The following is an 11803-nucleotide window of genomic DNA, read 5'->3' as shown; positions in this document are numbered from 1 at the left end:
CGTTTCCCTCAGGTTAACGACCGCTAACCCGCCTGTCTAGAATTGACTCCATGGCCACCAGAACCGACGCCCCGACCCGCCGCGAGCAGATCCTCAAGGAGGCCGCCCGGCTCTTCGCCGAGCGCGGCTTCCACGGGGTCGGCGTCGACGAGATAGGCGCCGCGGTCGGCATCAGCGGACCCGGGCTGTACCGGCACTTCGCGGGCAAGGACGCGATGCTCGCCGAGCTGCTGGTCGGGATCAGCGACTCGCTGCTCACCGGGGCGAAGCGGCGGCTGGCGGAGGCGGGTGCGGCGACCGGCTCCGACGCGGTACTCGACTCGCTCATCGAGGGCCACATCGACTTCGCGCTCGACGACCGCCCGCTCATCACCCTGCACGACCGCGAGCTGGACCGCCTGCGGGACACCGACCGCAAGATGGTGCGGCAGTTGCAGCGGCAGTACGTCGAGCTGTGGGTCGGGGTGCTCCGCGAGGTCTACCCGGCCGTCGCCGAGCCCGCCGCCCGCTCCGCGGTCCACTCGGTCTTCGGCCTCCTGAACTCCACCCCGCACCTGGGCCGCCCCGGCGCCCTGCCGGGCCGCGCGGTCACGGCGGCACTCCTGCACCGGATGGCACGGGGGGCGTTCGCGGCGGTGGGGGCGCAGTGAGGGGGCGCGTTGCGGTGAGGGGAGCGGGGAGTGACGAGGGTTACCCACCTCCCACCCTGGACGCCTCTGTCTACCCGCCGGTACGGTGAAGTCTGAGCAAGCGCTTAGATACGTACCCTGGAGGTGGCGCGGTGCGCCGTACGGTGTTCAACGAGGACCACGAGGCGTTCCGGGAGACCCTCCGCGCCTTCATCGAGGCCGAGGTCGTCCCCGTCTACGACGAGTGGTTCGCCGCGGGCCAGGCGCCGCGCGAGTTCTACCACAAGCTCGGCGAGCTGGGCATCTTCGGCATCAACGTGCCCGAGGAGTTCGGCGGCGCGGGCATGGACAGCCACAAGTTCGAGGCCGTCCTGTACGAGGAGACCGCCCGCGCGGGCGTCCAGTTCGGCGGCTCCGGCGTCCACGTGCTGCTCGCCCTGCCCTACATCAACATGCTGGCCACCGACGAGCAGAAGAAGCGCTTCCTGCCGAAGTTCGTCACCGGCGAGGAGATGTGGGCCATCGCGATGACGGAGCCCGGCACCGGTTCCGACCTCGCCGGCATGAAGTCCACCGCCAAGCTCTCCGAGGACGGCACCCACTACGTCCTCAACGGCGCCAAGACCTTCATCACCGGCGGCGTGCACGCCGACAAGGTCATCGTCTGCGCCCGCACCGACGCGCCCACGGCCGAGGACCGCCGCCACGGCATATCCCTGTTCGCCGTGGACACCAAGTCCGAGGGCTACTCGGTCGGCCGCAAGCTCGACAAGCTCGGCCTGCGCACCTCCGACACCGCCGAGCTGGCCTTCGTCGACGTCAAGGTCCCCGTCGAGGACCTGCTCGGCGAGGAGAACACGGGCTTCTCCTACCTCGGCCACAACCTGGCCTCCGAGCGCTGGGGCATCGCCTTCGGCGCCTACGCCCAGGCCAAGGCCGCCGTCCGGTTCGCCAAGCAGTACGTCCAGGACCGCACCGTCTTCGGCAAGCCGGTCGCCCACTTCCAGAACACCAAGTTCGAGCTGGCCGCCTGCCAGGCCGAGGTGGACGCCGCCGAGGCCGTCGCCGACCGCGCCACCGAGGCCCTGGACGCCGGTGAACTCACCCCCGCCGAGGCCGCGTCCGCCAAGCTGTTCTGCACCGAGGTCGCCCACCGCGTCATCGACCGCTGCCTCCAGCTGCACGGCGGCTACGGCTACATGAACGAGTACCCGATCGCCCGCCTGTACGCGGACAACCGCGTCAACCGCATCTACGGCGGCACCAGCGAGGTCATGAAGATGATCATCGCGAAGAACATGGGCCTGTAGACCGCGGATCTTCAGGGTCTCCAGGACATGAGCGAAGCACTCCAGTCCCTCCTCGACCTGCTCGACCTCGAGCGGATCGAGGAGGACATCTACCGCGGCCACTCCCGCTCCGCCGTCGTCCCCCGGGTCTTCGGCGGGCAGGTGGCCGCCCAGGCCATGGTCGCCGCCGGGCGCACCGTCCCCGAGGACCGGCACGCGCACTCCCTGCACGCGTACTTCCTGCGCCCCGGCGACCCCGGCGCCCCCATCGTCTACAACGTCGACCGCCTGCGCGACGGCCGCTCCTTCACCACCCGCCGCGTGGTCGCCGTCCAGCACGGCAAACCGATCTTCACCCTGTCGGCGTCCTTCCAGACGTACGAGGAGGGCCTCGACCACCAGGCCCCGATGCCGCCCGCACCGGACCCGGCGACCCTCCCCACCGGCGAGGAACGGCTGCGCGGCTATCCGCACCTGCCCGCCGAGACCGTCGAACGGTTCCTGGAGGCCCGCGCGGCCGTCGACCTGCGCCACGTCGACGACCCGCCGTACGGCGACTTCGGCACCCCGCGCGAGCCGCACTCCCAGGTGTGGTTCCGCACCAACGGCAAACTGGGCGGTGCCGTCGACACACCCCTCCTGCACGTCGTCCTCGCCACCTACGTCTCCGACATGACCCTCCTCGACTCGGTCCTGCTCGCGCACGGCCGCGGCGGCTGGGCCGTCGGGGACGTCGTCGGGGCCTCGCTGGACCACGCCATGTGGTTCCACCGGCCCTTCCGCGCCGACGAATGGCTGTTGTACGACCAGCAGTCGCCGTCCGCGTCCGGCGGCCGGGGCCTCGGCCAGGCCCGCATCCACACGCAGGACGGGCGGCTCGCCGTCTCGGTCGTCCAGGAAGGCGTGGTGCGCGTCCCTCGGGAACACTGAGGGGCATGGCGGAGACAGGGGACACAGCGGACGCGAAGAACGGCGGCGGCGACAGCACCTTCACGGTGCTCGTCGCCGCCTTCGCCAATCTGGGCATCGCCGTCGCCAAGGCGGTCGCCGGTGTGATCAGCGGATCCAGCGCGATGCTGTCCGAGGCCGCGCACTCGGTCGCCGACACCGTCACCGAGGTGCTGCTGCTGACCTCGCTCAAACGCAGCGTGCGCCCCGCCGACGAGGACCACCCCCTGGGCCACGGACCCGAGCGCTACATCTGGGCGCTGCTCGCCGCCGTCGCCACCTTCGTCGGCGGCGCGGTCTTCTCCCTCTACGACGGCATCCACACACTCACCCACGGCGAGGACCTCGGCGACCCGCTCGTGTCGTACATCGTCCTGGCCGTCGCCTTCGTGCTGGAGGGCTACTCGCTGCGCACCGGCCTCAGACAGGTCCGCGGCGAGGCCGCCCACCACCGCGTCTCCTTCGGCCGCTATCTGCGCCGCACCCCGGACACCGCCGTGAAGGCCGTCGTCATGGAGGACTCCGCCGCGCTGGCCGGACTGCTGCTGGCCGCGGGCGGACTGCTCGGCGGGCAGCTCAGCGGCTCCGGCGTCTGGGACGGCGTCGCCTCGCTGTGCATCGGCGCCCTGCTGCTGTACGTCGCCTGGGTGCTGGGCCGCTCCAACGCCGAGTTCCTCGTCGGCCGCCCGCTGCCCCGCACCGTGCGGGAGCGGATCCGGGCGGAACTGGTGGCCGTCGAGCACATCGAGGCCGTACTGGAGCTGACCACCCTCGTGCAGGGGCCGCGGGAGGCGCTGGTCGCCGCCAAGGTCGACTTCCGGGACGTGGCGACGGCGGCGCAGATCGAGTGGGCGTGCGAGCGGGCCGAGCAGCGGCTGCGCGAGGAGTTCCCGATCGTGCGCCGGGTCTACCTGGACCCGACGCCGGGTTTCGCGCAGCGCCGCCGGGAGGGGCTGAACCCCTGGCCGTGACGGGGCCGACGGGCTACTTCAGTCCCGCCTCCGTCAGCAGGTACGCCGTCATCGGGTCGTAGTAGCGGGGGCTGACCACGTGGTCGTCCAGCGGGATCGCGACCTGGAGGGTGCCCTCGGACTCGGCGAGGAAGAGCGCCGGGTCGTTGCAGTCCGCGTAACCGAGCGAGTCCACGCCGTGCTGACCGGCGTAACCCGCCCAGCCGTGGTCGGCCACCACCAGGTCGGGCAGCGGGCGGCCGGCGCGCTCCAGGCCGGTCAGGATCGCCTTCATCGGCTCGCCGGAGTGGGTGTGCCACAGCGAGGCGCCGTGCTCCAGCACCGCCACGTCCGCGAACTGCTGGACGTACCCCTCCTCCGTCGTCAGCCCCTCCGGGATCACGACGATCTCGCAGCCCGCGGCGCGCAGCGCGGCGGCCGTGGCGCGGTGCACGTCGAGCAGGCCGCCCGGGTGGCCGGTGGCGAACAGCACCCGCTGCCCCCCGTCGGCGGCCTTGCGCAGCCGCCCCGCCATGCGCTCCAGCGCGGACACGGTCAGCTCGGGGTCGATGGTGTCCTGGCCGTACCGGTACTCCGGGTCGTCGTTGACGCCGACGCGCTCCGCCATCACCGCGAGCACGTCCTGCTCGTCGCTCCAGCGGTCGCGCAGCTCCAGGCCGAGCCAGAAGCCCCGGTCGCCGTTCGCCAGCTTCCGGTAGTGGGAGAGGTTGTTCTCGCGGGGCGTGGCGACGTCGCCCGCGATACGCGTCCTGACGAGGTGCTCGGCGAGTTCGGCGCGGCTGGGTGTCCCGGGTATCGGCATGGCTCCATTGTGGGGCAGCGGCCTGCGTCAGTCTCCGCCATGTCACCCGCTGGGACGCGGGTCACGCCCCGCTCGCGCCTCGGCACGCCCCCTCACGTGCGCCGCAGCGCGAACCACAGCTCCATCCGGACGTCCGGGTCGTCGAGGTCCGCCTCCAGCAGGGCCGCGCAGCGGGCGATGCGCTGGCGCACGGTGTTGCGGTGCACGGACAGCGCGACGGCGGTACGGTCCCAGCTGCCGTGCAGCGACAGCCAGGCGCGCAGCGTCTCGGTGAGCGCGGGGGTCGCCGCGACCGGCGCGAGCAGCGCCCGCGCGTGCGCCTCGGCCTCCCCGTCGGGCACGAGGTCGGCGAACGCGCGCCGGTCGCGGTGCCGCACCAGCGTCGCCCGCGTCGCCCTCGCCCTCGCCAGCGCGCGGGCCGCCTGCGCGTCGGCGACCGCCCACTCGGCGGGCGCGACCGCCGCGCTGACCCCGAGCGTCCAGCCGGGCTGCGGCGCCGGACCGTACGCCGGTTCCCGGCCGTCGGCGACCGCCCCGGCCGCGGACCCGGCCCCGGACCGGGAAGCGTCCCTGGACGCCGACCGGGAAGCGGACCCGGAAGCCGGCCCGGCCGCCGACCGGGAAGCGGACCCGGACGCCGGCTCGGCCGCGGACCCGGAAGTCGGCCCGGTCGCGGACCGGGAAGCGCCCCCGGCCGCGGACCGGGAAGCCTCGCCGGACGCCGACCGGGAAGCCGCCCCGGCCCCGGGCCGGGAAGTCGCCGCGGACGCCGGCCCGGAAGCCTCCCCGGACGCCGGACTCGGCGTCGCACCGGAAGCTGACCCTGACGCTGCCTCGGGGGCCGCCGGTACGAGTACCCGTACGACGTCTCCGGACGGGTCGACCAGCGGGGAGCCCAGGGCCGCGCCCAGTGCTGAGGCGGAGACGGGGTCCGGGGGGCCGGCGGTCGGGCGGGCGTGCACGACGTGCCAGTGGGCGGGGCCCTCGCCGTCCCGTGAGCCGAGCAGTGGCGCCACTTCCTCGGGCCGGGCGCCCAGCAGCAGCCGCACGAGTGCCGAGGAGCGGGCCGCGCCCGTGCCGCCGCGGTGCTCGCCGGTGAGCAGGGAGAGCAGGACCGCGGCCACCGAGGCGATGGTGTGGTCCCCGGGTTCCTGCTGCGGGGCCGCGATCCCGAGGACGAAGCCCGGCCCGGTGCCGAGGGCGTACGCGGCCAGCCGGGCGCCCGCGACGCTGTTCGTGGCCGTGGTGGAGGCGTGGCCGGTGACGAACCGGGCCAGCTCGGCCAGCGCCCGCCGCACCTCCTCCCCGGGTTCCCGCCCCGCCGCAGCGATCTCCGCGCCGTCCGGTCCGTACAGCACCGCCCGCCCCTCGAGCCGGGCGGCCAGCCGGCGCAGCACCGACGGCACCGGGTCAGGACGCGCGGCCGCCGTCGCCAGACCCTGCTGAGCCTCCGAGACCCGGCGCAGCTCGGCCAGCCTGGCCTGCGCCATCAGCTGCCACACCGCGCGGGCCACGCCCGAGAACGTCGTGCGCGGCGGCACCTCCACCAGCGCCAGCCCCGACGCCTCGCAGGCCGCGACCAGCGCCCCGGGCACCGTGTCGTATACGGGCGCCAGCCCGAAGCCCAGCGCGGCGCCGCCCGCCGCCACGATCCGCGAGACGTACTCGCCGAAGTACGCCGCGCCCGCCCCGGGCGGGATGTGCACCCCCGCCGTCAGCAGCAGCTCGCCGCCCAGCAGGTACGGAAAGGGGTCGGACATCTCCGAGGTGTGCGCCCAGTGGACCCTCACGTCGGCGGCCGGGGGCCCGGCGATCCGGCGCAGGCCCAGGTCGTCGCGGGAGAGCAGCGCCGCCAGGGACACCGGGGGAGTGGGCGGTGCGGCCGGCTCCTGCATGGTGGACGGTTCCTCCATTCCAGCGATCCCAAGTGGATGAAACGTACACTTCGCAGTCGCTTTTCGGCCACCTAGTGTCAACCCCGACCACCGCACGACCCGCCGTCGAGAGTGCGCGAAGGAGGGCCCTCACGGCCGTCGACTACACAGTGATCGTCGTCTACCTCGCCGGCATGCTGGCCATGGGCTGGTGGGGCATGCGCCGCGCCAAGTCCAAGAGCGAGTTCCTCGTCGCCGGCCGCCGCCTCGGCCCCGCGATGTACTCCGGCACCATGGCCGCGATCGTCCTCGGCGGCGCGTCCACCATCGGCGGCGTCGGCCTCGGCTACCAGTACGGACTCTCCGGAGCCTGGATGGTCGTCACCATCGGCCTCGGCCTGCTCGCCCTGTCCGTCTTCTTCTCGGCCCGCATCGCCCGCCTGAAGGTCTACACCGTCTCCGAGATGCTCGACCTGCGCTACGGCGGCCGGGCCGGCGTCATCTCCGGCGTCGTCATGTGGGCGTACACCCTGATGCTGGCCGTCACCTCCACCATCGCCTACGCCACCATCTTCGACGTCCTCTTCGACGTGAACCGCACCCTCGCGATCATCCTGGGCGGCTCCATCGTCGTCGCCTACTCCACGCTCGGCGGCATGTGGTCCATCACGCTCACCGACATGGTGCAGTTCGTGGTGAAGACCATCGGCGTACTGCTCCTGCTGCTGCCCATCGCCGTCGTCAAGGCCGGCGGCTTCGGCGAGATGAAGGCTCAGCTGCCCACCTCGTACTTCGACCCGCTGGGCGTCGGCGGCGAGACCATCTTCACGTATGTCCTCATCTACACCTTCGGCATGCTCATCGGTCAGGACATCTGGCAGCGCGTCTTCACCGCGGGCAGCGACCGCACCGCGAAGTGGGGCGGCACCGTCGCCGGCACCTACTGCCTCGTCTACGCCGTCGCGGGCGCCGTCATCGGCACCGCCGCCAAGGTCCTCTACCCGAAGCTCGCAAGCCCCGACGACGCCTTCGCCACCATCGTCAAGGACGAACTCCCCGTCGGCGTACGCGGACTGGTGCTGGCCGCCGCCCTGGCCGCCGTGATGTCCACCTCCTCCGGAGCCCTCATCGCCTGCGCCACCGTCGCCAACAACGACATCTGGTCGCGACTGCGCGGCGTGATCCGCAGCACGGACGACGAGCACGGCGACGTACAGGGCGAAGCGCACGACGAGGTGAAGGGCAACCGCCTGTTCATCCTCGTCATGGGCCTCGCCGTCATCGGCACCGCCATCGCCCTCAACAACGTGGTCGAGGCCCTCACCGTCGCCTACAACCTCCTCGTCGGCGGCCTCCTCGTCCCCATCCTCGGCGGACTGCTGTGGAAGCGCGGCACCGCACAGGGCGCCCTCGCCGCCGTCGCCGTCGGCGGACTCGCGGTCGTCGGCCTGATGGCGGGCTACGGCATCCTCGCCAACGAGCCCGTCTACTACGGCCTGCTCGCCTCCCTCGCCGTCTACGTCGCCGTCTCCCTGGCGACCCGCCCCACCGACGAGGCGATCCTCACCGCCTGGCGCGAACGTCTCGCCGGACGGGCCCCCGACACCGCGCCCGAACCGCCGGTCCCGGCTCACCAGTAGAGTCGGACAGCAGCAGTACATACGCGACGAAGCGTAAGAAGGAAGGCAGTACATGAGCAGCAACGAGACGCCCCGCGGTCCCGTCGACTCCTCCCGTGTCCCCCGGTACGCCGGCCCCGCGACCTTCGCCCGGCTGCCCCGCCTGGACGAGGTCGGCGCCGCCGACGTCGCCGTCGTGGGCGTTCCGTTCGACTCGGGCGTCTCCTACCGCCCCGGCGCCCGCTTCGGCGGCAACGCCATCCGCGAGGCCTCCCGCCTGCTGCGCCCCTACAACCCGGCCCAGAACGCCGCCCCGTTCGCCCTCGCCCAGGTCGCGGACGGCGGCGACATCGCCGTGAACCCCTTCCACATCAACGAGGCCGTCGAGACGATCGAGGCCGCCGCCGACGACCTCCTCGGCACCGGCGCCCGCCTGATGACCCTGGGCGGCGACCACACCATCGCCCTGCCGCTGCTCCGCTCGGTCGCCAAGAAGCACGGCCCGGTCGCCCTGCTCCACTTCGACGCCCACCTGGACACCTGGGACACCTACTTCGGCGCCGAGTACACGCACGGCACCCCCTTCCGGCGCGCGGTCGAGGAGGGCGTCCTCGACACCTCCGCGCTCTCCCACGTCGGCACCCGCGGCCCCCTGTACGGCAAGAAGGACCTCACCGACGACGAGAAGATGGGCTTCGGCATCGTGACGTCGGCGGACATCTACCGCCGCGGTGCCGACGAGGTCGCCGACCAGCTGAGGCAGCGCATCGGCGACCGCCCCCTGTACATCTCCATCGACATCGACTGCCTCGACCCCGCCCACGCCCCCGGCACCGGCACCCCCGAGGCCGGCGGCATGACCTCCCGCGAACTGCTGGAGATCCTGCGCGGCCTGGCATCCTGCAACCTGGTCTCGGCCGACGTCGTCGAGGTCGCCCCCGCCTACGACCACGCCGAGATCACCTCGGTCGCGGCGTCCCACACCGCGTACGAACTGACCACCATCATGTCCCGCCAGATCGCGCAGGCCCGCGCGACGGACCAGGAGACCGAGAGCAAGTGACCCACGACCACGACCTGGTGCTCCGTCCGACCACCGCCCAGACGGAGGCCGCGCTGAACCCTCCCCCCGGACGCAACGGCGGAGACCTGGTCGTGGAGACCCTGGCCGGGCTCGGCGCGACCACCGTCTTCGGCCTGCCCGGCCAGCACGCCCTCGGCATGTTCGACGCGCTGCGCCGCTCCGACCTGCGCTACATCGGCCTGCGGGTGGAGAACAACGCCGGTTTCGCGGCCGACGCGTACGGCCGGATCACCGGCGAGGCGGCCCCGCTGCTGCTGTCGACCGGCCCCGGCGCGCTCACCTCGCTGGCCGCGCTCCAGGAGGCGCGGGCGGCCTCCGCCCCCGTCCTGGCGATCGGCAGCCAGGTCCCCACGGCGGGCCTCGGCGGCGGCCGCCACGGCTACCTGCACGAACTCCCCGACCAGGCCGCCTCCTTCCGTGGCGTGGTGAAGTCCGTCCACACCGTGCGCACCCAGTCCCAGATCCCGTCCGCGATCGCGGAGGCGTGGACCTCGGCACTGACCGTCCCGCACGGCCCGGTGTGGGTGGAGATCCCGCAGGACGTCCTCCTGGCCGAAACCCCGATCCCCGTGGTGACGGGCGGCGACACCTTCCCCGAGGAACTGCCCCCGCGCCCCGAACTCACGGCGCTGGCGGCCCACTTGCTGTCGAGCGCGCGACGCCCCGCGATCATCGCGGGCGGGGGCGTCGTCCGCGCGGACGCGTCGAAGAAGCTGCGGCAGCTGGCCGAGCGGCTCCAGGCCCCCGTCGTCACGACCTTCGGCGGCAAGGGCGCCTTCCCCTGGACGCACCCCCTCTCCCTCCAGTCCTGGCTGGAGGACCGCCACACCACGGACTTCCTCCAGGACGCCGACGTGCTCCTCGTGGTCGGCTCCGGCCTCGGTGAACTCTCCTCGAACTACCACACGTTCGCCCCCCGCGGCCGGGTGATCCAGATCGAGGCCGACCTCGGCAAGCTGGAGTCCAACCACCCGGCCCTCGGTATCCACGCCGACGCCCGCCTCGCGCTCCAGGCCCTCCTCGAAACGGTGGAGGAGCGCACCGACCCGACCGCCCCCGAGCGCGTACGAGCGGTACTGGACCAGGTCCGCGAGCGCATCGCGTCCCAGGAACTCACCCTCGAACAGGACGTCCTCGCCGCCGTCCGCAACGCCCTCCCGTCCGGCGCCCCCTCCTTCTGGGACATGACCATCCTGGCCTACTGGGCGTGGTCCGCCTTCGACGCCAAGGCCCCCAACACCATGCACTCCGCCCAGGGCGCCGGCGGCCTCGGCTACGGCTTCCCGGCGGCCCTCGGCGCCGCGGCCGCCGACCCCACCCACCCGGTACTGGCCGTCTCCGGCGACGGCGGCGCCCTGTACTCCGTCGCCGAACTGGCCACCGCACGCCAGTACGACCTGAACGTCACCTGGCTCATCGTCGACGACGGCGGCTACGGCATCCTGCGCGAGTACATGACCGACGCCTTCGGGCAGCCGACGGCGACCGAACTCACCCGCCCCGACTACGTCGCCCTCGCCGAGTCCTTCGGCGTGCCCGGACTGCGTACGTCCCCGCAGACCCTGGAGACGGACCTCGCGAAGGCGCTCGCCGCACCGGGTCCGTCGGTGGTCGTCCTCCCCGCCGTACTGCGGATGTTCGCGCCGACCCACCTCGGCTGACGGGCCCGGCCACCCCGGCCGGGAAGGGTCAGGAGATGGCCCGCAGACCGCCGCGCGACCCACGCCCGAGCCGCTCGACGGCCCGCGCGGTCTCCTCGTCGGCCGGCAGCAGCACCAGCAGCTGCTGCGCGTCCGAGGTGACGTCGAGCGTCTCGCGCCGCAGCCGCAGCTCCGGCCCGGAGGGGTGGCGCAGCCGGAGCACGCCCCGCGCCGGAACGACGTGCCGGTTCAGCCGCCGGGTGAACTCCGGCCCCGCCGCCGGTGCGAGATCCGCGGTGAACCACTCGGAGTTCTCCGCCGCGGGCCCGAGCCACAGGTCGAAGGCCTGCTCGTCCGCGACGTCGTCCCAGTCGGCGAAGAACTCCCGGGCCCGCGGGTCGGTGAAGACGTACCGCGTGAGGTTCGGGGCGTCGCCGTCGAGCAGCCCCGTGCCGCTCGTCACCGACTCGTACGCGGGAGTGCGGGCCAGGATGTCCCCCAGCCGGTTGGTGACCAGTGCGATCCCCGGCTCCAGCAGGCGCAGCGTCTCCAGGACCGACGGGCGCACCTCGCGGCGTGGCGGGGCGGGCCTGGTGCGGTCGGTGCACTCACCGCCGGTGATCTTCGCGAGGTAGCGCAGGTGGTCGCGCTCGGCCGGTGAGAGGCTCAGCGCGTCGCCGATCGCCCGCAGCACGGCGTTGGAGGGGTGACGGTCCCGGCCCTGCTCGATGCGCGTCAGGTACTCGACGCTGATCCCGGCCCGCGCCGCGACGTCCGAGCGCCGCAGTCCCGGTGACCGCCTGCGGCCGTGGTCCGGCAGCCCCAGCGACTCCGGCTGGGTGCTGTCCCGCCTGGCCCGGATGAAGTCCCCCAGAGGTGTCCCCATGCCGTCGAGGATAGGACGGCTCCGGCCGCTCCGGCGGGGCTCAGGCTGGCCCTGCCGGGGC

General features: G+C 73.1%; 10 protein-coding genes. 7 read left to right on the top strand and 3 right to left on the bottom strand.

Annotated elements, in window-relative coordinates; translation table 11 throughout:
* The first annotated feature begins 50 nt into the window (after window positions 1-50).
* The 4 genes from ACGH7X_RS14235 to ACGH7X_RS14220 all read left to right on the top strand — a co-directional run bounded on the left by ACGH7X_RS14235 (window position 51) and on the right by ACGH7X_RS14220 (window position 3837).
* Window positions 51-650 carry a TetR/AcrR family transcriptional regulator gene (locus ACGH7X_RS14235; RefSeq protein ID WP_399885283.1) on the top strand — a complete coding sequence of 200 codons (600 nt, stop codon included), beginning with the start codon at window positions 51-53 and terminating at the stop codon, window positions 648-650.
* Between the two features lie 131 nt (window positions 651-781).
* Window positions 782-1939, top strand: coding sequence for an acyl-CoA dehydrogenase family protein (locus tag ACGH7X_RS14230; protein ID WP_399885281.1), 1158 nt, complete (start codon window positions 782-784; stop codon window positions 1937-1939).
* A gap of 27 nt (window positions 1940-1966) precedes the next feature.
* Window positions 1967-2848 (top strand): acyl-CoA thioesterase, encoded by an 882-nt coding sequence (locus ACGH7X_RS14225; protein WP_399885279.1) that lies wholly within the window; start codon window positions 1967-1969, stop codon window positions 2846-2848.
* A 5-nt stretch (window positions 2849-2853) separates the two neighbouring features.
* Complete coding sequence (locus ACGH7X_RS14220; protein WP_399885277.1) at window positions 2854-3837, top strand: cation diffusion facilitator family transporter; 984 nt, start codon at window positions 2854-2856, stop codon at window positions 3835-3837.
* A gap of 13 nt (window positions 3838-3850) precedes the next feature.
* On the opposite strand, the gene ACGH7X_RS14215 is transcribed toward ACGH7X_RS14220, so the two are convergent.
* Window positions 3851-4639 (bottom strand): phosphatase, encoded by a 789-nt coding sequence (locus ACGH7X_RS14215; protein ID WP_399885275.1) that lies wholly within the window; start codon window positions 4637-4639, stop codon window positions 3851-3853.
* 92 nt (window positions 4640-4731) lie between these two features.
* Window positions 4732-6534: a helix-turn-helix domain-containing protein gene (locus ACGH7X_RS14210; RefSeq protein ID WP_399885273.1), complete on the bottom strand. Its 1803-nt coding sequence runs from the start codon at window positions 6532-6534 to the stop codon at window positions 4732-4734.
* A 173-nt stretch (window positions 6535-6707) separates the two neighbouring features.
* Between ACGH7X_RS14210 and ACGH7X_RS14205 the strand changes: the two genes are divergently transcribed.
* From ACGH7X_RS14205 to ACGH7X_RS14195, 3 genes are read left to right on the top strand one after another with little or no spacing between them, the layout of a single operon-like run.
* Window positions 6708-8153 (top strand): sodium:solute symporter, encoded by a 1446-nt coding sequence (locus ACGH7X_RS14205; RefSeq protein WP_399897005.1) that lies wholly within the window; start codon window positions 6708-6710, stop codon window positions 8151-8153.
* A 52-nt stretch (window positions 8154-8205) separates the two neighbouring features.
* Entirely contained in the window at window positions 8206-9195 is a 990-nt protein-coding gene (speB, locus tag ACGH7X_RS14200) for an agmatinase (RefSeq protein ID WP_399885272.1), read from the top strand.
* On the top strand, window positions 9192-10877 hold the full coding sequence (locus ACGH7X_RS14195) for a thiamine pyrophosphate-binding protein (protein ID WP_399885270.1): 1686 nt from the start codon (window positions 9192-9194) through the stop codon (window positions 10875-10877). The genes speB and ACGH7X_RS14195 overlap by 4 nt, the downstream gene beginning before the upstream one ends.
* A 28-nt stretch (window positions 10878-10905) precedes the next feature.
* On the opposite strand, the gene ACGH7X_RS14190 is transcribed toward ACGH7X_RS14195, so the two are convergent.
* On the bottom strand, window positions 10906-11742 hold the full coding sequence (locus ACGH7X_RS14190) for a helix-turn-helix domain-containing protein (RefSeq protein ID WP_399885268.1): 837 nt from the start codon (window positions 11740-11742) through the stop codon (window positions 10906-10908).
* Window positions 11743-11803: the final 61 nt, after the last annotated feature.

Source organism: Streptomyces sp. BBFR51 (assembly GCF_044591655.1).
In the GTDB taxonomy this organism is placed as follows: domain Bacteria; phylum Actinomycetota; class Actinomycetes; order Streptomycetales; family Streptomycetaceae; genus Streptomyces.
Note: the sequence above shows the minus strand (reverse complement) of the source record. Positions and strands in the feature narration are given on the sequence as shown.

What these genes read in the sequence shown, in the direction of transcription:
- speB (WP_399885272.1), top strand. Translation starts at nt 8,206, where the DNA reads ATGAGCAGCAACGAGACGCCCCGCGGTCCCGTCGACTCCTCCCGTGTC.
- ACGH7X_RS14220 (WP_399885277.1), top strand. Translation starts at nt 2,854, where the DNA reads ATGGCGGAGACAGGGGACACAGCGGACGCGAAGAACGGCGGCGGCGAC.
- ACGH7X_RS14235 (WP_399885283.1), top strand. Translation starts at nt 51, where the DNA reads ATGGCCACCAGAACCGACGCCCCGACCCGCCGCGAGCAGATCCTCAAG.
- ACGH7X_RS14215 (WP_399885275.1), bottom strand. Translation starts at nt 4,639, where the DNA reads ATGCCGATACCCGGGACACCCAGCCGCGCCGAACTCGCCGAGCACCTC.
- ACGH7X_RS14210 (WP_399885273.1), bottom strand. Translation starts at nt 6,534, where the DNA reads ATGCAGGAGCCGGCCGCACCGCCCACTCCCCCGGTGTCCCTGGCGGCG.
- ACGH7X_RS14205 (WP_399897005.1), top strand. Translation starts at nt 6,708, where the DNA reads ATGCTGGCCATGGGCTGGTGGGGCATGCGCCGCGCCAAGTCCAAGAGC.
- ACGH7X_RS14190 (WP_399885268.1), bottom strand. Translation starts at nt 11,742, where the DNA reads ATGGGGACACCTCTGGGGGACTTCATCCGGGCCAGGCGGGACAGCACC.
- ACGH7X_RS14225 (WP_399885279.1), top strand. Translation starts at nt 1,967, where the DNA reads ATGAGCGAAGCACTCCAGTCCCTCCTCGACCTGCTCGACCTCGAGCGG.